This window comes from Pseudomonas sp. efr-133-TYG-23, assembly GCF_030209215.1.
In the GTDB taxonomy this organism is placed as follows: Bacteria; Pseudomonadota; Gammaproteobacteria; order Pseudomonadales; family Pseudomonadaceae; genus Aquipseudomonas; species Aquipseudomonas rhodesiae.
Genome location: NZ_JARVSL010000005.1, coordinates 198,747 through 217,603, shown reverse-complemented (window position 1 = coordinate 217,603; position 18,857 = coordinate 198,747). Strand labels below are relative to the sequence as shown.

Here is an 18,857-nt window from a genome sequence, read left to right as displayed (position 1 = left end):
AGCCCGTTCCGCTGTAGCCTAGACAATTACTGTCCAACTTTTGGGGCGCACTTCAATTCACACTTCGAATGTGGGAGGGGGCTTGCCCCCGATTGGCCCTCCAGGCCGCCAAAAAAAGCCTAGATTGGCGACATTTCCTGGGCTAACCCCAAAAACGCCGCCGGCAGGCGAGCGCCTTTTCGTTCTTTGAGGCAGTACAGATACTCCGGAATCTGCGGCGCATGCTCAAGGGTCAGCACCTTGAGCTGTGGGTCATGGGGCACTTCCTGGCGGGCGATGATGCTGATGCCGATATTGCGCAACACCGCCTCGCGGATCGATTCACGGCTGCCGATTTCCAGCAGCGGCCCGTAGTTCACGCCGGCGCCGCGCAGCATGTCTTCGGTCAGGCGGCGTGTGGTGGAGCCGACCTCGCGCATCAACAGGGTGTGTCCGGCGAGCGCGCTCAGCGGCACATGATCGAGTTTGGCCAGGGGATGGTTGCGATGCACCGCCAGCACCAGCGGGTCGGTGCCGAGGACGCGACGTATCAGCCGTGGGTCGTCGAGCAGCTGTGAGGACGCCGCCACATCGACGCGGTAGTCATCCAGCGCTTCGAGCACCTGCTGCGAGTTGCCGATTTCCACCGACACCTCCACTTGGGGTAGGCGCTCGCGAAAGGCTTTGACCAGATCCAGGATGTAGTACGGCGCCGTTGCGGCAATCCTGAGTGCGCCCTGGACCTGACCGTTGTTGCGCAGGAAAAACTCGATATCGGCTTCCTGCTGCAACAGCGTCTTGACCATCGGCAACAGCCGTGCGCCTTCGTCGCTGACGGTGAGGCGGCGCCCGCCGCGATAGAACAGCTCGACGCCGTATTGGCTTTCCAGGTTGCGGATCTGGGTAGTGACCGTGGGCTGGCTCAGGCCGAGTTTTTTCGCCGCCTGGGTGATGCTGCCCAGGCGGGCGACCATAAAAAACGCCTTCAGCTCGGCACTCAGCACACCACCCTCTCTTGTCTATTTGCGCAACAGGCGCAGGCCATTGAACACCACCAGCAGGCTCACGCCCATGTCGGCGAACACCGCCATCCACATGGTGGCCATGCCCATGAACGTCACCGCGAGGAAGATCGCCTTGATCACCAATGCCAGGGCGATGTTCTGCTTGAGGATACTCGACGTTTGCCGCGACAACCGAATGAATGCCGGAATCTTGCGCAGATCATCGTCCATCAACGCCACGTCGGCGGTCTCGATGGCGGTGTCGGTGCCGGCAGCGGCCATGGCAAAGCCGATTTCGGCGCGGGCCAGGGCCGGAGCGTCGTTGATGCCGTCGCCGACCATGCCCACTCGACGGCCTTGGGTGTAGAGGGTTTCGATGGCGTGGAGTTTGTCGGTGGGCAGCAAATCGCCCTGGGCTTGATCGATACCTACCTGCGCCGCAATCGCCTGGGCGGTGTGGGTGTTGTCGCCGGTGAGCATCAGGGTCTTGATGCCCAATTCATGCAACTGCTGGATGGCTTCTCGGCTGCTGTCCTTGACGGTGTCGGCCACGGCGAACAGCGCCAGCGGGCCGGATTTGTCCAGTAGGAGCACGACCGACTTGCCTTGTTTCTCCAGGGCGAAGAGTTTCTCTTCCAGCGCTGGCGAGCACAGGCCCAGGTCCTCCACCAGGCGGTGATTGCCCAGGTGATAGGTTTCGCCGTTGATATCGCCTCGCACGCCGCGCCCGGCCAGGGCCTCGAAGTTATCCACAGTATGGGGCGGCAGGTTTTTATCCACAGCTGCGTTGGCGATTGCCAGGGACACGGGGTGGTCGGAACGCCCAGCCAGGCTGGCGGCGAGGGCCGGCGCGCTGTCTTCGACAGTGGGGAACAGCGCCAGGTAGTCGGTCTGCACGGGTTTGCCGTGGGTGATTGTGCCGGTCTTGTCGAGGGCCAGGTAATCGAGCTTGTAACCGCCCTCCAGGTACACGCCACCCTTGATCAGGATGCCTTTGCGCGCCGCAGCGGCCAGGCCGCTGACAATGGTCACCGGCGTGGAAATCACCAGCGCACAGGGGCACGCGACCACCAACAGCACCAGCGCGCGGTAGATCCAGTCGAACCAGGCGCCGGCCATGAACAGCGGTGGAATCACTGCCACGCCGAGTGCGAACAGGAACACAGCCGGGGTGTAGATCTTGGAAAAACTGTCCACGAAGCGCTGGGTCGGAGCCCGCGCGCCCTGGGCTTGTTCCACCGCGTGGATGATCCGCGCCAGGGTGGAGTTGTTGGCCGCCGCCGTCACGCTGTATTCCAGGGAACCGGCCTGGTTGATGGTGCCGGCGAAGACTTTATCGCCCACCGTCTTCTCAATCGGCAGGCTTTCACCGGTAATCGGCGCCTGATCGACAGTGGATTGACCCGCGGTCACCTCACCGTCCAGGCCGATGCGCTCACCGGGCTTTACCCGCACCACAGCGCCCAGTTCGATGCTTTTAACCTCTTGTTCAACCCAACTGCCGTCAGGCTGCCGCACGGTGGCCTGTTCCGGGGTCATCTGCATCAAACCGCTGATGGCATTGCGCGCGCGGTCCAGGGACTTGGCTTCGATCAGCTCGGCCACGGTAAACAGGAACATCACCATCGCCGCTTCCGGCCACTGGCCGATAAGAATCGCGCCGGTGACCGCGATACTCATCAGCGCGTTGATGTTCAGATTGAGGTTTTTCAGGGCGATCCAGCCCTTTTTATAGGTGCCAAGGCCGCCGCTGAGGATCGACACCAGCGCCACCAAGGCAATGACCCAGGTCGGCGCGGCATTGGTGAAGTGCAGCACTTCGGCGCCCAACGCCCCAAGACCCGACACGGCCAGCGGCCACCAATGTTTCTTGGCCGGGGGAGTAGCGGCGGGCGCGCCCTCTTCGATGGGGTCGGCTTGCATGCCGATGGATTTGATCGCATCGATAATCGGCGCAGTACTCGGCAGGTCGTGGGTGACGCCGAGAATGCGGTTGATCAGGTTGAATTCCAGCTGCTGCACGCCAGCGATCTTGCCCAGCTTATTCTGGATCAGCGTCTGCTCGGTGGGGCAGTCCATGGCTTCGATACGGAAGGTGCTCAGGCGCGAACCGGCGGTGGGTGCTTCGCTCAGTGTCACCACCGCAGGCGCGGGGCCACCTGAACAGCAGGAGCCGCCGTGGCCGTGATTGTGTACGGGCGTGAGTTTTTCAGTGCCATGATCGTGGGTGTGATCATGTTTATGCGGGGTGTGGTGGGAATCGCTCATGCTGTGGCGTCCGTAAGAGTGCTTGTTGCCAAGTAAAGACCCTGTAGCCACTATAGGGTCAAGCACCCATTTGGAGATTGCTGCGATGAAGATCGGCGAACTGGCCAAACTCACCGACTGCGCGGTGGAGACCATCCGTTACTACGAGAAGGAAGGCCTGCTGCCGCCCCCGGCGCGCACTGACGCCAATTACCGCGTGTACACCCAGGCGCACAGCGAACGGCTGGTGTTTATCCGCAACTGCCGCAGCCTGGACATGACCCTTGAGGAAATCCGCAGCCTGCTCAGCCTGCGCGACAGCCCTCAGGACCAGTGCGAAAGCGTCAATGCGTTGATCGACGAGCATATCCAGCATGTAAAGACGCGCATCGACGGGCTGCTGGCATTGCAGGAGCAATTGCTGGACCTGCGCCAACGCTGTGGGGGCGGGGATCACTGCGGGATTTTGCAGCGGTTGGAGGTCAACGGCGGGGTAGTCGCCAGCGAGGCCGAGCCCTCACACGTAGGCAGGAGCCACGGGCATTGACTCAAGCGAACACTGTTCGAATGTGGGGTGGGGGCTGCCCTGGATGCGGAATTTCAGCTGACCCACCGCAATCGGGGGCAAGCCCCCTCCCACATTTGACAGCGTCAGGCTCTAACCCTCTCCCACTTCGGACAGCGTCAGGCTCTAGATAGCGACATCGGCCTTGATGCTCGGATCGGCGTCGTAACCCACGATCTCGAAGTCTTCGAACTTGTAGTCGTAGATCGACGCAGGTTTACGCTTGATCACCAATTCCGGCAGCTTCTTAGGCGTGCGCGCCAGCTGGGTCTGGATCTGTTCCATATGGTTGCTGTAAGCGTGGGTGTCGCCGGTGGTGACGATGATCTCGTGGGGGATCAGGTCGCACTGTTGAGCCAGCATATGGGTCAGCAACGCCAGGGCGGCGGTGTTGTACGGCAAGCCGAGGAACACATCGGAGCTGCGGATATACAACTGCATCGACAGGTGACCGTCATGCACGAACGCCTGATACAGCAGATGGCACGGCGGCAGGGCTTGTTTGCCGTTGCGCGCGTTTTCCTGGGGGCTCTTGGTTTCGTCGGGCAGGTACTCGACGTTCCAGCCGTGGAACAGGATGCGGCGGCTGTTGGGGTTGGTCTTGAGGGTGTGAACCATATAGTCGATCTGGTTGATCGTGCCGCCGTCCTTGGTCGGCCAGGCGGTCCATTGCTCGCCGTAGACCGGGCCCAGGTCGCCGTCTTCGGTGGCCCATTCGTCCCAGATGCGCACGCCGTTTTCATTGAGCCATTTGATGTTGGTGTTGCCGCTCAACATCCAGATCAACTCGTTGGCGATGCTTTTGAAGTGCAGCTTCTTGGTGGTCAGCAGCGGGAAGCCGTCGGCCAGGTTGTGCCGATACTGGCGAGCGAACACGGCCTTGGTGCCGGTGCCGGTGCGGTCGCCCTTGGTCAGGCCATTGGTCACGACGTCGTGCAGCAGTTCGAGATATTGCTTCATGTGGATACCCGTTTCGTTGAAGCCTGGGCCCATCGCGGCTGGGCCCAGGCGTTCGAATTTAAAGCGCGGTGTTCTTCAGCGGCTGCGGGCGATTGTACGCCCACCACAGCAGGCCCAGGCCGACCAGGATCATCGGCAGGCTGAGGATCTGGCCCATGGTCAGCCAGCCCCACGCCAGGTAACCCAGCTGCGCATCCGGCACCCGTACGAATTCGACGATAAACCGGAAGATCCCGTAGAACAGCGCGAACATGCCGGACACGGCCATGGTCGGGCGCGGTTTGCGCGAGAAGATATACAGAATCAGGAACAGTGCCACACCTTCCAAGGCGAATTGGTACAGCTGCGACGGATGGCGCGGTAACTGGGCCGGGTCGCTGAACGGCGGGAATACCATGGCCCACGGCACGTCGGTCGGCTTGCCCCACAACTCGGCGTTGATAAAGTTACCGATGCGCCCGGCGCCCAGGCCGATCGGCACCAGCGGCGCGACAAAGTCCATCAATTGGAAGAACGACTTGCCGTTGCGCCGACCGAACCACCAGGCCGCGATCATCACGCCGATAAAGCCGCCGTGGAACGCCATGCCGCCCTTCCACACTTCGAAAATCAGCATCGGGTTGGCGATATACGCCGACAGGTCGTAAAACAGCACATACCCCAGGCGTCCGCCGACGATTACCCCCATCGACAACCAGAACACCATGTCGGAGAGTTTCTCCTTGGTCCAGGTTGGGTCGAAACGGTTCAGGCGCCGAGACGCCAGCAGCCACGCGCCGCCGATGCCGATCAGGTACATCAACCCGTACCAGTGGATTTTCAGCGGACCGATGGCCAGGGCCACCGGGTCGATCTGCGGGTAAGGCAGCATTGCGACTCCTCGTTAAATCATTCGTTATGGCGTCCGGACCATGCCCGGGCGCGATTAAGCCTTCGTTACAGCAAAAAATTCAAACCGACGCACAATAGCAATCCGGCAAACAGCCGCTTGAGCAGGCGGGGCGACAGCCGGTGCGCCAGGCGTGCACCGAAGCGCGCGAACACCATGCTGGTCAGGGCAATGCCCAGCAGGGCCGGCAAATACACGAACCCCAGACTATGAGCGGGCAACAGCGGGTCATGCCAGCCCAGAATCATGAAACTTAATGCACTGGCCAGCGCAATCGGCAGGCCGCAGGCCGACGACGTCGCCACTGCCTGCTGCATCGGCACGCTGCGCCAGGTCAGGAATGGCACGGTCAGCGAGCCGCCGCCAATCCCGAAAATCGCCGAGGCCCAGCCGATCACGGTGCCGGCCAGGGTCAGACCGACCTTGCCCGGCACCGTTCGACTGGCCTTCGGCTTGACGTCCAGGCCCAGTTGCAGCGCCACCAGCAGAGCAAATACGCCAATGATCTTCTGCAAGTGCGGCCCGGAAATCGCTTCGGCGGTCAGCGCGCCAAAACCGGCGCCGATCAGAATGCCGACGGTCATCCACACAAAGATCGGCCAGCGCACCGCGCCACGCCGATGGTGCTCGCGCACGGCATTTACCGAGGTAAAGATGATAGTCGCCAGGGACGTTCCCACCGCCAAGTGCGTCAGTACCTGCGGGTCGAAGCCCTGCAAGGTGAAGCTGAACACCAGCACCGGCACGATGATGATCCCGCCGCCCACACCGAACAGCCCGGCGAGCACGCCCGCACAGGCGCCAAGCACCAGATACAGCAGAAATTCCATGGGAGCCCCCGAAACAAGTCCGGCATGTTAACGGATGGAAGGCATGCGACCCAACTGGAGACGATGGAACGCTTCTGCTTGAGTGAGTAGAGTGGCAAAAAACACAAAAGGGATCGCCTGATGTGCTTGATCGTTTTCGCCTGGCGGCCGGGTCATGCCCAGCCGCTGATCGTCGCGGCCAACCGCGATGAGTTCTACGCCCGCCCTACGCTGCCGCTGGCCCAGTGGCCGGATGCGCCCCATGTGTATGCCGGCCGCGATCAGGAAGCCGGCGGCACCTGGCTGGGGGTGAACGCCGATGGGCGGTTTGCGGCACTGACCAATATCCGCGATCCGCACCAGCCGCCGGCGCGTAAGTCCCGCGGCGAGCTGGTGGCGCGGTTTCTCAGTGGTTCGCTGCCGATTGACCAGTATTTGGCCGAAGTAAATGGCCGATCCATCGAATATGCCGGCTTCAACCTGCTGGTGGGGACGCGGGAAGAGATGTGGCATTACAACGCCAATCACACCGAGCCTGCCCGATTGGAGGCGGGAGTGTATGGGTTGTCCAATGCCGGGTTGGATACGCCGTGGCCGAAGCTGCTCAAGGCCAAGGCAGCGTTAAGCCAGGCGCTGGATGATCCGCACCCGCATACCTTGCTGGCGTTGTTGAGTGATCCGCAGACCGCGCCGTTCGCCGAGTTGCCGGATACCGGCGTGGGGCTGGCGACTGAAAGCCTGTTGTCGAGCGTGTTTATCGCCAGCCCTACTTATGGGACCCGAGCCAGCACAGCATTGATCGTGAATGCCGACGGCACACGGTGGATGGTGGAGCGTAGTTTCGGGCCCGAGGGCGGGCGGCTGGGCGAAGTGGAGATCAACCTCTAGCCACACCACAACGCCGATGTGGGAGGGAGCAAGCCCCTCTCACAATTCTGATCGGTGTCAGCGTTATAGGGGTTTCGCCGAAGCCGGATTGATCATCCGCGTCAGCCCCAGGTTTTTCAGGGCCAATTGCAGCGAGCTGTGGATAACTTGCGGGTTGTCGATGGTCATCACCTCCGCCAGCAGATCCTTGGCCATGCTCAGGTTGACCTGGCGCAGCAGCCACTTCACTTTCGGCAGGTTGGTGGCGTTCATCGACAAGCTGTCAAAACCCATCGCCATCAACAACACCGCCGCCGCCGGGTCGCCGGCCATTTCGCCGCAGATACTCACCGGTTTGCCTTCGGCATGGGCGTCGCGAACCACATGTTGCAGGGCTTGCAGCACGGCCGGGTGCAGGTAGTCGTATAGGTCGGCAACCCGAGGGTTGTTGCGGTCCACGGCAAGCAAATACTGAGTCAGGTCGTTGGAACCTACCGACAGGAAGTCCACCTGCCGCGCCAGCTCCTTGGCCTGGTACACCGCTGCCGGGATTTCGATCATCACGCCAATCGGCGGCATCGGTACGTCGGCGCCTTCGTCGCGCACTTCACCCCAGGCCCGGTGGATCAGGTGCAACGCTTCTTCCAGCTCATGGGTGCCGGAGATCATCGGCAACAGAATGCGCAGGTTGTTCAGGCCCTCGCTGGCCTTGAGCATGGCGCGGGTCTGCACCAGGAAAATCTCGGGATGGTCGAGGGTCACGCGAATACCGCGCCAGCCGAGGAACGGGTTGTCTTCCTTGATCGGGAAGTACGACAGCGACTTGTCGCCGCCGATATCCAGGCTGCGCATGGTCACCGGCAACGGGTGGAACGCCGCCAACTGCTCACGATAGATCGCCAGCTGTTCCTTCTCGCTCGGGAAACGCTGGTTGATCATGAACGGCACTTCGGTGCGGTACAGCCCCACGCCTTCGGCGCCTCGCTGTTGCGCGCGGGCCACGTCGGCCAGCAAGCCCGTGTTGACCAGCAGCGGCACGCGGTGGCCGTCGAGGGTCACACACGGCAACTCGCGCAGGGAATCGAGGCCCAGCGCCAATTGCTTCTCTTCTTCCACCACCTCGGCATATTGCTTGCGCAGCACTTCGCTGGGGTTGGTAAAGACTTCGCCGCGATGGCCGTCGACGATCATGTCGATGCCGTCGACTTTGGAATACGGCAGGTCCACCAGGCCCATCACCGTCGGAATGCCCATGGCCCGAGCCAGGATCGCGACGTGGGAGTTACCCGAACCGAGTACCGACACCAGGCCCACCAGTTTGCCTTCCGGTACTTCGCCGAGCATGGTGGCGGTCAGTTCTTCACTGATCAGGATGGTGTTGTCGGGGTAGACCAGGTTGGTGCTGCGATCTTCCTGCAAGTAGGCCAGCAGACGGCGACCGAGGTCACGCACATCCGAGGCGCGCTCACGCAAGTAGGCGTCGTCCATCATTTCAAAACGGTTGACGTGATCGCTGACCACCTGACGCAACGCGCCCTGGGCCCACTGGCCGGTCTTGATCACGGTCTTGACTTCGTTCCCGAGGGACGCGTCGTCAAGCATCATCTGGTACACCTCGAACAACGCCCGCTCTTCGGGGCGCAACTGGGTGGCCAGCTTGTTCGACAGGTTGCGCATGTCGGCGCGCACGCCTTCGAGGGCGGTCTTGAACAGTTTGATTTCGGCGTCGATGTCGGTGATGGTTTTGTCCGGCACCACATCGAGGTCGGCCGGCGGCAGCATGACCACCGCCGTACCCACAGCAGCACCTGGCGAACCCGGCACGCCGACGAACTTGGCTTCCTGAATACCCTTGCCCTGACGGCCCAGGCCACGGATGGAACCGGTGGCCTCGGCGTGGGCGATAACCCCGGCCAATTGCGCGCTCATGGTCACGAGGAAGGCTTCTTCACCTTCGTCGAACTGGCGGCGTTCTTTCTGTTGAATGACCAGCACGCCGACAACGCGGCGGTGGTGAATGATGGGTGCGCCGAGAAATGAGGCGTAGCGCTCTTCGCCGGTTTCGGCAAAGTAGCGATAACGCGGGTGATCGGCCGCATGTTCAAGGTTCAGGGGTTCTTCACGCGTCCCCACCAAGCCAACCAGACCTTCATTGGGCGCCATGCTGACCTTGCCGATGGAGCGCTTGTTCAAGCCCTCGGTGGCCATCAGCACAAAACGGTTGGTCTCGGGGTCCAGCAGGTAAACCGAGCAGACCTGGCTGCCCATGGCTTCCTTGACGCGCAACACAATAATCCCCAACGCCGCCTTGAGATCCTTGGCGGAGTTAACTTCCTGGACGATCTTGCGCAGCGTATTGAGCATGGCTCGGGGTCGAACTCCGTCGTCAGTCGCGCGCTAAAAGGCGCGGGGCAAGCTCTTTGAGAGCGCGACGATAAACTTCGCGCTTGAATGTCACCACCTGGCCCAGCGGGTACCAATAACTGACCCAACGCCAGCCATCGAACTCCGGTTTACCGGTCAAATCCATCCGCACCCGCTGCTCATTGGAGATCAGGCGCAGGAGAAACCATTTCTGCTTCTGGCCGATGCACAGCGGTTGGCTGTGGGTACGCACCAGGCGTTGCGGCAAACGATAGCGCAACCAGCCACGGGTACAGGCCAGAATTTGCACATCTTCGCGCTCAAGGCCGACTTCTTCGTTCAACTCACGGTACAAGGCGTCTTCAGGGGTTTCGTCGGGGTTGATTCCGCCCTGAGGAAACTGCCAGGCATCTTGGTTGATTCGGCGAGCCCATAGCACCTGTCCGGCATCATTCGTAAGAATAATCCCGACATTTGGACGGAAACCATCGGGGTCGATCACGGCAACAACCTCGCAAACGCATGTCGCCGCATTGTTCCACAAAGCTTGCGCAAGCGGCAACGAGGCTTCTTAGCTTATGTGCACTCTTGTGAAAAGACCGTATTCTGGACGCCTTTTTACAGACATTTCAGCGAGTAACTGCAATGCGCCTGGCTTTATTCGACTTGGACAACACCCTTCTCGGCGGTGACAGCGACCACGCCTGGGGCGATTACCTGTGTGAACGCGGGATTCTCGACCCGGTGGCCTACAAGGCTCGCAACGACGAGTTCTACCAGGATTACCTGGCCGGCCAACTGGACAATGCCGCTTACCTGAACTTCTGCCTGGAAATCCTCGGCCGCACCGAGATGGCCCAGCTGGACGCCTGGCATAACGACTACATGCGCGACTGCATCGAACCGATCATGCTGCCACGCGCCTCAGAACTGCTGGCCAAGCACCGCGACGCCGGCGATAAGCTGGTGATCATCACCGCCACCAACCGTTTCGTCACGGCGCCGATTGCCGCACGCCTGGGCGTGGACACCCTGATCGCCACTGAATGCGAGATGGAAAACGGCCGCTATACCGGACGCAGCACGGATGTGCCGTGTTTCCGTGAAGGCAAGGTGACGCGCTTGAATCGTTGGCTGGAAGAGACCGGGCATAGCCTGGAAGACTGTTACTTCTATAGCGACTCGATGAACGACTTGCCGCTGTTGGAGCAGGTGGCGAACCCGGTGGCGGTCGATCCGGACCCGAATTTGCGCGCCGAAGCCGAGAAGCGGGGTTGGCCGGTGATTACCCTGCGTAGCTGATAGCGCTATCGGGGCAAGCCCCCTCCCACAAGGACTCGGTTAAATGTGGGAGGGGGCTTGCCCCCGATACAGGCGACACGATCCAACGGGTTAAACCGGCTTGGCCCCCATCAACCCGGCAATCGCCACAAACCCCACCAGGCTGACCACCGCTAGCACCAAAGTGAAATTCAGGCTACCGCCCTCGCCCTTGCGCAACCGGTTGAGCCGCGCCACCAGCCAGAACCAGGCCAGCGCCGCCACGGTGTAGAGCAGGCTGGAGCCCAGAATCCAGGTCTGCCCCAACGGCCAGCCCACCAGGTGCACCAGCCACCAGCCGGTAAACGGCATGCTGAGCAGACAAACCCCCATCAGCAACCATACGAACGCCCAAGGGCGCTGCACGACCACCGCCGGACCGACGCTGCGTTTGCGCCATGCCAGCAGCGCCAGGCCCAGGCCGCAGAGCAGCAACACCGCAGTGGCCGCAATGTGGATAACTTTGAGGGTGATCAGGGTTTGCATGTGTCTACTCCTTAAAGGCCGCCCCAATCAGCGTAGTCGCTCAACCGAGGAACAGTTTGTAGGCCGGGTTATCGCTTTCGTCCCAGTACGGGTAACCGATTTCCGCCAGGGCCGCCGGTACCAAGTGACGTTCGTTAGCCGGCACTTGCAGGCCGGCCACCACACGGCCATCCGCCGCGCCGTGGTTGCGATAGTGGAACATTGAGATGTTCCAGCGCCCGCCCAATTTGTTAAGAAAGTTGAACAAGGCCCCCGGCCGCTCCGGAAACTCGAAGCGCAACACCACTTCATCGCTCACCTTGGCCGCATGACCACCGACCATATGGCGGATGTGCAACTTGGCCAATTCGTTCTCGGTCAGGTCCAGCACCGGAAAACCCTGCTGGGTGAGGCTGGCGATCAAGGCGCTGCGCGGGTCGCTTTCCGGATGCGTCTGCACACCGACGAAAATGTGCGCTTCGCTGCCGGTGTGATAGCGGTAGTTGAACTCGGTAATCTGGCGTTTGCCCACGGCCTCGCAGAACGCCTTGAAGCTGCCAGGCTTCTCGGGAATGGTCACGGCGATGATCGCTTCGCGGCCTTCACCCAGCTCGGCGCGCTCGGCCACATGGCGCAGCCGGTCGAAGTTGACGTTGGCGCCGGAATCGATAGCCACCAGGGTTTGCCCGCTGACGCCTCGGGTTTCCACGTATTTCTTGATGCCCGCCACGCCCAGCGCCCCCGCCGGCTCGGTGATGGAACGGGTGTCGTCGTAGATGTCCTTGATCGCCGCGCAGATTTCGTCGGTGCTGACGGTGATCACTTCATCCACGTAGTCCTTGCAGATGTCGAACGTGTGCTGACCGATCTGCGCCACCGCCACGCCATCGGCAAACAGGCCCACGGTCGGCAACACCACGCGCTCGCCCGCTGCCATCGCGGCTTGCAGGCAGTTGGAGTCATCCGGCTCGACACCGATGATCTTGATTTCCGGGCGCAGGTATTTCACGTATGCCGCAATACCCGCGATCAGGCCACCGCCGCCCACCGGTACGAAGATCGCGTCCAGCGGCCCTGGGTGCTGGCGCAGAATCTCCATCGCCACGGTGCCCTGCCCGGCAATGGTGTGCGGATCGTCGTAGGGGTGAATGTAGACGTAGCCTTTTTCGTCGACCAGCTTGAGCGAATAGGCCAGGGCTTCCGGGAACGAATCGCCGTGCAGCACCACTTTGCCACCACGGGAGCGCACGCCTTCGACCTTGATCTCGGGGGTGGTCTTGGGCATCACGATAGTGGCCTTGACCCCCAGCACCTTGGCCGCCAGGGCCAGGCCCTGGGCGTGGTTGCCCGCCGAGGCGGTGACCACACCGCGCGCACGTTCTTCGGCGCTCAGTTGGGTCAGCTTGTTGTAGGCGCCGCGAATCTTGAACGAGAACACCGGCTGCAGGTCTTCCCGCTTGAGCCAGACCTTGTTGCCCAAGCGCTCGGAGAGCTGGCGGGCGGTCTGCAACGGAGTTTCTACGGCAACGTCGTAGACGCGCGAGGTTAGGATCTTTTTGACGTACTGTTCAAGCATCGGAAAGCATCACTGGGCGGGTTGGGCAGGGCCAAGGAGTCTAACCCGGCTTTTAGCCATACGACCACACGAATCCCGAGGTTTTGTTGGGGTATACTCGCCGCCCTCGATAACTCCCCGCCCGTTCCGGAGCCCGCATGACCCAGGATCAACTCAAACAGGCCGTGGCCCAGGCCGCCGTCGATTTAATCCTTCCCAAACTCGACGACAAGAGCATCGTCGGCGTCGGCACCGGCTCCACCGCCAACTGCTTTATCGATGCGCTGGCCCTGCACAAGGGCGCGTTCGACGGCGCCGTGGCCAGCTCCGAAGCCACCGCCGCGCGCCTCAAGGGCCACGGCATTCCGGTGTATGAGCTCAACACCGTGAGCGACCTGGAGTTCTACGTCGATGGCGCCGATGAAAGCGACGAACACCTGCACCTGATCAAAGGCGGCGGCGCAGCCCTGACCCGCGAGAAGATCGTCGCGGCCGTGGCCAACACCTTCATCTGCATCGCCGATGCCAGCAAACTGGTGCCGGTGCTCGGTACATTCCCACTGCCGGTGGAAGTCATCCCCATGGCCCGCAGCCACGTAGCCCGGGAATTGGTGAAGCTGGGCGGCGACCCGGTGTACCGCGAAGGCGTGTTGACCGACAACGGCAACATCATCCTCGATGTGTTCAACATGCAGATCACCAACCCGGTCGAGCTGGAAACCCGGATCAACGCCATCGTCGGCGTGGTCACCAACGGCCTGTTCGCCGCGCGGCCGGCGGATGTGTTGCTGCTGGGCACGCCTGAAGGCGTGAAAACCCTCAAGGCTTAAGCACAGGTTGACTGTGGGACGGAGCCAGCCTCCTCCCACAGCCCCTGTCCATGTAACAAAAACGCTACCTTTCGCAGCACCCCTCTCCAAAATCGTGCGCCAAATCACGACATTCAATGCCGTCGCTGGTATCAAATCCGTTACAACTTACAACCACGCGACCCCGCCGTTTAACAATGCGCCAATTCACAATCGCCCAGGGAATGAGGCGCACATTGTGCAAAGGGTCTCGGCTCAACCACTCCGTCACTTCAAGGAAGACCCTGTGATAAAGCCCCTCGCCTTCGCGATCGGCGCGACCTGCGCCTTGGTGTCCCTGCAAGCCTCAGCCTACGAATACGGCGAGCACGCCAACACCACCCTGGAAAAGCTGATCAACGACTACCCCGGCCGGTATCGTGGCACGGCCAATTTCGCCGGCGCGGCCGACTGGATGCAAAGCCAGATGGGCACGGCCTACACCATCAGCCGTCAGGACTTCACCTGGAACAGCGGCAGCCGCGCCTCGCAGAACGTAGTGGCCTACGCCGCCGGCACTCGGCCGCAGTACGTGGTAATTGGCGCGCATTTCGACACTTACTTTGGCCGCCCTACCCTGCAAGGCCTGGATGACAACGGTTCCGGCGCCAGTGTGCTGACCGAAGTGGCGAAGAACCTGGGCGGTCTGCAGCTGGAAAACGGGCTGCAGGTTGTCGGTTTCGGCGCGGAAGAAGAAGGCTTGCGCGGCTCCCGGGCGTTCGTCGATTCGCTGAGCGCCAGCCAACGCGCGAATATGCTGGCGATGATCAACCTCGACAGCCTGATCACCGGCGACATGATGTACGCCCACGCCGGCCAGAACAGCACCGCCAACCCCGCACTGGCGGCATTGCGCGAACACACCTTCCAGATCGCCAAGGAATTGAATATTCCTTTGTTCACCAACCCCGGCCTCGACCCGCAATACCCCACAGGCACCGGTTGCTGCAGCGACGGCGAAGCATTCGAAGCGCTGAACATACCAATCCTCTATATAGAGGCCACTAACTGGGAACTGGGCGACCTGGACGGCTATACCCAGACCAATAACCCGAAAATCCCCGGCGGCTCGACCTGGCACGACCCCGCTGAAGACAACAAAGCAGTACTCACCGATGCCTTCGGCCAAGCGCGCATTGACCAGCGCCTGCGCGACTATTCGCGCCTGCTCAGCCGCTTGGTGCTGGAGCTGACCAACGCTGACCTGCTGGCCTCAACCGCTTCCGGCGGCGCCGTCGCGCGCAATATGCAGGACAACCTGCAGCGCCAGCACCAGGCGATGGTGCGCCTGCACGATCGCCGCTGGCTGACCTTGCAATCGGCCAGCCGCGAGGTAGGCAGCTTTGACGGCGAGATTGGCGTGGACGGCGAATACAACCCCGACAGTGGCTTCGACACGGCGCCCAACCCAGAGGCCCGGCGCGTGGGCCTGCACGCCCTGGGCGATTACCAACTCAGCGCGAGCCTGAACATCGGCGCCAGCCTCAGTTACCTCAACGGCCGCGACAAACTGGAACACCGCGGCAAACTCGACAGCGACACCTGGCAAGCTGCCGCCTATGCGCTGCTTAACGATGGCGGGCCGAGCTGGCTGGCCGGCGACCTGAGCATCGGCCACAGCCGCTTCGATAGCCGGCGCAACCTGCTGATCCAGGCCAATGGCGGGCCGATCCTGCTCAATCAACAGCTGACCGGCAGCACTGACGCATTGACGCTCGGCGCGCGGGTGCTGGGCGGCTACGACTTTGACCTCGGCGCAATCAAGAGCGGCCCGTTCGCCGGCCTGGACTACAGCCACTCACGCATCGATAAATTCCACGAGAAACAAAACCTGCGCACCGCCCTTGAATACGAGGAACAATCCTTCGACTCCCTGGAAGCCAGCCTTGGTTGGCGAGTACGCGGTACCGTCGCACTGCCTCATGGCCTAAGCCTGATGCCCTACGGCGACATTGCCTGGGTTGAGGAATTGGCCGACGGCCGCCTGGACGATCTGCAATTGACCGCCCGCGCCGATGGCCAGGCGCGTACCGCGCGACTCGGCGCTGTGGATAAGCATTTTGGTCGCGCCCAACTGGGCAGCCAGTTGGCGATTACCCCACAGCTGGGGGTGTATGCCGAGGTCAATAGCCGCCTGGGCCATAGCGAAGGCAGCCAGACCGGCTATTCACTGGGTGTGCAATGGATGTTCTGATCAGGGCTTTTTGAATACGTAGAACAGGTTCGGCTCGCTGACCAGGTACAGCGCGCCATCGTCATCCATGGCAATGCCTTCGGCCTGGGGCACGCGTTTTTTCAAACCCTGGCGTCCGTTGAGCAGAGACAGACTGCTCAACGGGCGACCGTCGATGTCCAGCTCCAGCACCAGAAACGACTCATCCGACAGCGCCAGTAAATGGCCGCTGCGCTCGTCGTATTGCAGGCTCGACAGGTCGCGCACAAACAGCCCGGCGTCACGCTTGGGGTTGTTGATCACATGCACCGAGTAGGTTTTTTCCGGCTTGAAATGAGGAAAGCCGTGCACCTCGTAGATCAGCATCGGGTCGCGCTCCTTAGCGACGAACAGACGCTTGCCCACCGAATCGTAGGCCAAACCCTCAAAGCCCTTGTTGCCGCCGACATGCACGCCCAAGGTCATTTGTTCAGCGTCGGCCGCGTCGAGGAATTCGGTGTCATCGTCCACATGCACTTTGATCAGCCGTTGCTGGCGCTCATCGCTGATAACGTAGATGTTCTCGCTGATGAACTCCACGGCCTCGGCATCGCCAAACCCGACCAGGGGAATACGCCGCAGGATCTTGCCCTCCAGGGACAGCTCGATCAGCTCGGCGTTTTTATTGGTCACGGTAAACAGGCTTTTGCGGATCGGATCGTAGGTGAGGGCTGACACGTCGTCGTCCAACCCCTCAATCACCTGCGCCTCCAGCACCACGCGGTAATCCGCCAGGCCAATGGATTGCTCATTGGTAGGCTGGCGCCACGCCTGCCAGTTGAACCAGGCGCGCTCAAAGAGACGGAAGTACTGCGCAACAGCGACGGCGCTGATCACGATGACCAGCGCAAGCATCAAAAGAATAGGTTTGGGGCGGGCAAGTCGACGCATTGGGCGAGCTCAAAGTCAAAAGTGGCGAATAAATATCACGCCGGTCTGAATTTAAACTTAAACGCGCCCCACTGTCTGGCGAATGCCGTTGAAAGAGAAATGTCCGACGTATTTCGTCAGCTACTTCTGCTTTTCGAAACGATAGAACAGGTTCGGCTCGCTCACCACGTACAGGTTGCCATCCTCGTCCATGGTCACCCCTTCGGCCCGCGGAATCGTGTCCTTGAGGCCATTGAAGCCACCGAGCAAGGTCATGAAGCTGACCTGATCGCCCTTTTCATCCAACTCCAGCAACAAGTGAGAGTCGGCCGATAACACCAGTAGATGGCCCGTGCGTGGGTCGACGGCCAGGGCCGAGAGGTTGCGCATGTCCAACTCTTTGCTGGCCAGCTTTTGTTTATCGCCAGTCAGGCTCTGGCTGCCGTCGCTTTTCCAGGTGAACAATGCCGGCGGACGCTCCTCACCGAGCACCAGTTGCTGAGTGCGCTTGTCCCAAGTCACGGCCTCAAACGCTTTGTTCTGGTCCTTGGAGGGGCCCAGGTCGTAACTGGTGAAGTCGGCTTTGTTCAACTGCTGGGTCGTGGCATCGACCTTGACGATGGTCAGCGTGTGTTGACGTTCATCGACCACCGCCATCAGGCCGTTTTCCAGCATCGCGACGCCTTCCGGATTACTCCAGCCGTTGAGCGGCATCTTGCGTAGCACGTCGCCTTGCAGGTTCAGCTCCACAAGAAACGGGTTTTTGCCCATGACAGAGAACAGGGTCTTGGTCTGTGGGTTATAGGTGAGGTCCGACGCTTCGTCTTTTTCCATGCCCGGCAGCACCTTGGCATCGATCACCGCCTGATAGTCCGGCAGCCAGACACTTTCCTTGCGCTCGGCAGCGCTTTCAAATCGCTCCAGCACCCACAGCACGCCTCGATCGTCCCAATGCATGGCCCACGCCACGCCATACACCACCGCCCCGACCAGAAACAGCCAGGAATACCAGCGCAGGGCAAAGCGGGAGCGGGGCTTGGATGATGCAGAGGGCAGAGGCACGGCCATTGAGCGCTTTTCCGAGAAGTGATTAGGGGATTAGCACAGGATCAATGGGCTCGCGTGCTGGAGCCTGAAGATTATCCGGATCGCGTGTGAAAAAAATGCAAAAGCCGTGATGTGAGACGTGCTCGCCCCCCCTTTTATAGAAGGGGGCAAGCCCCCTCCTACGGCGTGCTTAGCGGACGACGCTTTCGAAGCGACTTACGCCCGGCAATTCCAGCACCAGTTCATCGCCTGCATTCAACGGGCCTACGCCGGCGGGGGTGCCGGTGAGGATCACATCCCCCGCCTGCAGCGAGAAGCAGCCGGCCATGTACTGGATCATCGGAACGATAGGGTTGAGCATCTGCGCGCTGTTACCGTCCTGGCGCACTTCGCCATTGATGGTCAGGCGAATGCCGATGTCGGTCAGGTCCGGGAAGGTGCTGCCGACCACGAAGGGCGCAATCACCGCCGCGCCGTCGAACGACTTGGCGACTTCCCACGGCAGGCCCTTGGCTTTCAGTTCGGCCTGCTTGTCGCGCAGGGTCAGATCCAACGCCGGGGCGAAGCCGGAAATGGCATCCAGCACTTCTTCACGGCTGGGCTTGGCCGACAATGGCTTGCCGATCAACACCGCGATTTCCGCCTCGTAATGCACCGAACCACGCTCTGCGGGAATAGCGAAACCGCCTTCCAACGGCACCACGCAACTGCCCGGCTTGATGAACAGCAAAGGTTCGGTCGGCACCGGGTTATCCAGTTCCTTGGCATGTTCGGCGTAATTGCGCCCAATACACACCACTTTCCCCACAGGAAAATGGATATTGGTGCCGTCGACATACTTGTGCTGGTAGCTCAT

The 18,857-nt window shown here is 61.3% G+C and carries 17 protein-coding genes; 5 read left to right on the top strand and 12 right to left on the bottom strand.

Going from position 1 to position 18,857, the window contains the following annotated elements; genetic code table 11:
- Positions 1–119 precede the first annotated feature (119 nt).
- Together QRN41_RS03585 and QRN41_RS03580 are read right to left on the bottom strand one after the other, a co-directional pair.
- Positions 120–983, bottom strand: coding sequence for a LysR family transcriptional regulator (locus QRN41_RS03585; protein WP_034101319.1), 864 nt, complete (start codon positions 981–983; stop codon positions 120–122).
- 15 nt (positions 984–998) lie between these two features.
- The gene (locus tag QRN41_RS03580) at positions 999–3,251 is read right to left on the bottom strand and encodes a heavy metal translocating P-type ATPase (protein WP_285421161.1); all 2,253 of its coding nucleotides are present in this window, start codon (positions 3,249–3,251) and stop codon (positions 999–1,001) included.
- A gap of 85 nt (positions 3,252–3,336) precedes the next feature.
- On the opposite strand from QRN41_RS03580, the gene cadR reads away from it, so the two are divergent.
- The gene (cadR, locus tag QRN41_RS03575; RefSeq protein ID WP_285421160.1) at positions 3,337–3,777 is read left to right on the top strand and encodes a Cd(II)/Pb(II)-responsive transcriptional regulator; all 441 of its coding nucleotides are present in this window, start codon (positions 3,337–3,339) and stop codon (positions 3,775–3,777) included.
- Between the two features lie 144 nt (positions 3,778–3,921).
- Here cadR and QRN41_RS03570 read toward each other — a convergent pair whose 3' ends face one another.
- From QRN41_RS03570 to QRN41_RS03560, 3 genes are all read right to left on the bottom strand, one after another.
- Positions 3,922–4,755, bottom strand: a complete 834-nt coding sequence (locus QRN41_RS03570; RefSeq protein WP_034101322.1) for a thymidylate synthase — start codon at positions 4,753–4,755, stop codon at positions 3,922–3,924.
- A gap of 58 nt (positions 4,756–4,813) precedes the next feature.
- Positions 4,814–5,626, bottom strand: a complete 813-nt coding sequence (gene lgt / locus QRN41_RS03565; RefSeq protein WP_034101323.1) for a prolipoprotein diacylglyceryl transferase — start codon at positions 5,624–5,626, stop codon at positions 4,814–4,816.
- 65 nt (positions 5,627–5,691) lie between these two features.
- Positions 5,692–6,474 carry a sulfite exporter TauE/SafE family protein gene (locus QRN41_RS03560; RefSeq protein ID WP_034101324.1) on the bottom strand — a complete coding sequence of 261 codons (783 nt, stop codon included), beginning with the start codon at positions 6,472–6,474 and terminating at the stop codon, positions 5,692–5,694.
- Positions 6,475–6,594: 120 nt separating this feature from the next.
- Between QRN41_RS03560 and QRN41_RS03555 the strand changes: the two genes are divergently transcribed.
- Positions 6,595–7,341, top strand: a complete 747-nt coding sequence (locus QRN41_RS03555) for an NRDE family protein (protein ID WP_236217632.1) — start codon at positions 6,595–6,597, stop codon at positions 7,339–7,341.
- A 63-nt stretch (positions 7,342–7,404) separates the two neighbouring features.
- On the opposite strand, the gene ptsP is transcribed toward QRN41_RS03555, so the two are convergent.
- Both ptsP and QRN41_RS03545 read right to left on the bottom strand, forming a co-directional pair.
- Positions 7,405–9,684, bottom strand: coding sequence for a phosphoenolpyruvate--protein phosphotransferase (gene ptsP / locus QRN41_RS03550; RefSeq protein WP_285421159.1), 2,280 nt, complete (start codon positions 9,682–9,684; stop codon positions 7,405–7,407).
- 22 nt (positions 9,685–9,706) lie between these two features.
- Positions 9,707–10,186, bottom strand: coding sequence for an RNA pyrophosphohydrolase (locus QRN41_RS03545; RefSeq protein ID WP_003176750.1), 480 nt, complete (start codon positions 10,184–10,186; stop codon positions 9,707–9,709).
- A 143-nt stretch (positions 10,187–10,329) separates the two neighbouring features.
- On the opposite strand from QRN41_RS03545, the gene QRN41_RS03540 reads away from it, so the two are divergent.
- Positions 10,330–10,986, top strand: coding sequence for a histidinol-phosphatase (locus tag QRN41_RS03540; protein WP_285421158.1), 657 nt, complete (start codon positions 10,330–10,332; stop codon positions 10,984–10,986).
- A gap of 90 nt (positions 10,987–11,076) precedes the next feature.
- Here QRN41_RS03540 and QRN41_RS03535 read toward each other — a convergent pair whose 3' ends face one another.
- Together QRN41_RS03535 and ilvA are read right to left on the bottom strand one after the other, a co-directional pair.
- On the bottom strand, positions 11,077–11,490 hold the full coding sequence (locus QRN41_RS03535) for a DUF2269 family protein (protein WP_167417022.1): 414 nt from the start codon (positions 11,488–11,490) through the stop codon (positions 11,077–11,079).
- Positions 11,491–11,530: 40 nt separating this feature from the next.
- Positions 11,531–13,045, bottom strand: a complete 1,515-nt coding sequence (gene ilvA, locus QRN41_RS03530) for a threonine ammonia-lyase, biosynthetic (protein WP_034101330.1) — start codon at positions 13,043–13,045, stop codon at positions 11,531–11,533.
- Positions 13,046–13,182: 137 nt separating this feature from the next.
- Between ilvA and rpiA the strand changes: the two genes are divergently transcribed.
- Entirely contained in the window at positions 13,183–13,854 is a 672-nt protein-coding gene (rpiA, locus tag QRN41_RS03525) for a ribose-5-phosphate isomerase RpiA (protein WP_285421157.1), read from the top strand.
- Positions 13,855–14,119: 265 nt separating this feature from the next.
- A complete protein-coding gene (locus tag QRN41_RS03520; RefSeq protein ID WP_094064330.1) occupies positions 14,120–16,066 on the top strand; it encodes an autotransporter domain-containing protein in 1,947 nt (648 codons plus the stop codon).
- Here QRN41_RS03520 and QRN41_RS03515 read toward each other — a convergent pair whose 3' ends face one another.
- From QRN41_RS03515 to QRN41_RS03505, 3 genes are all read right to left on the bottom strand, one after another.
- Positions 16,067–16,975 carry an SdiA-regulated domain-containing protein gene (locus QRN41_RS03515; protein ID WP_167417021.1) on the bottom strand — a complete coding sequence of 303 codons (909 nt, stop codon included), beginning with the start codon at positions 16,973–16,975 and terminating at the stop codon, positions 16,067–16,069. It lies immediately after the preceding gene.
- A 120-nt stretch (positions 16,976–17,095) separates the two neighbouring features.
- Positions 17,096–18,022 carry an SdiA-regulated domain-containing protein gene (locus QRN41_RS03510; protein ID WP_034139710.1) on the bottom strand — a complete coding sequence of 309 codons (927 nt, stop codon included), beginning with the start codon at positions 18,020–18,022 and terminating at the stop codon, positions 17,096–17,098.
- Between the two features lie 169 nt (positions 18,023–18,191).
- Positions 18,192–18,857, bottom strand: a complete 666-nt coding sequence (locus QRN41_RS03505) for a fumarylacetoacetate hydrolase family protein (RefSeq protein ID WP_094064332.1) — start codon at positions 18,855–18,857, stop codon at positions 18,192–18,194.

Coding starts and splice junctions, on each gene's coding strand:
- QRN41_RS03505 (WP_094064332.1), bottom strand. CDS start 18,857: ATGAGCTACCAGCACAAGTATGTCGACGGCACCAATATCCATTTTCCT.
- QRN41_RS03515 (WP_167417021.1), bottom strand. CDS start 16,975: ATGCGTCGACTTGCCCGCCCCAAACCTATTCTTTTGATGCTTGCGCTG.
- QRN41_RS03570 (WP_034101322.1), bottom strand. CDS start 4,755: ATGAAGCAATATCTCGAACTGCTGCACGACGTCGTGACCAATGGCCTG.
- ilvA (WP_034101330.1), bottom strand. CDS start 13,045: ATGCTTGAACAGTACGTCAAAAAGATCCTAACCTCGCGCGTCTACGAC.
- QRN41_RS03510 (WP_034139710.1), bottom strand. CDS start 18,022: ATGGCCGTGCCTCTGCCCTCTGCATCATCCAAGCCCCGCTCCCGCTTT.
- cadR (WP_285421160.1), top strand. CDS start 3,337: ATGAAGATCGGCGAACTGGCCAAACTCACCGACTGCGCGGTGGAGACC.
- lgt (WP_034101323.1), bottom strand. CDS start 5,626: ATGCTGCCTTACCCGCAGATCGACCCGGTGGCCCTGGCCATCGGTCCG.
- QRN41_RS03555 (WP_236217632.1), top strand. CDS start 6,595: ATGTGCTTGATCGTTTTCGCCTGGCGGCCGGGTCATGCCCAGCCGCTG.
- ptsP (WP_285421159.1), bottom strand. CDS start 9,684: ATGCTCAATACGCTGCGCAAGATCGTCCAGGAAGTTAACTCCGCCAAG.
- QRN41_RS03580 (WP_285421161.1), bottom strand. CDS start 3,251: ATGAGCGATTCCCACCACACCCCGCATAAACATGATCACACCCACGAT.
- QRN41_RS03560 (WP_034101324.1), bottom strand. CDS start 6,474: ATGGAATTTCTGCTGTATCTGGTGCTTGGCGCCTGTGCGGGCGTGCTC.
- rpiA (WP_285421157.1), top strand. CDS start 13,183: ATGACCCAGGATCAACTCAAACAGGCCGTGGCCCAGGCCGCCGTCGAT.
- QRN41_RS03540 (WP_285421158.1), top strand. CDS start 10,330: ATGCGCCTGGCTTTATTCGACTTGGACAACACCCTTCTCGGCGGTGAC.
- QRN41_RS03535 (WP_167417022.1), bottom strand. CDS start 11,490: ATGCAAACCCTGATCACCCTCAAAGTTATCCACATTGCGGCCACTGCG.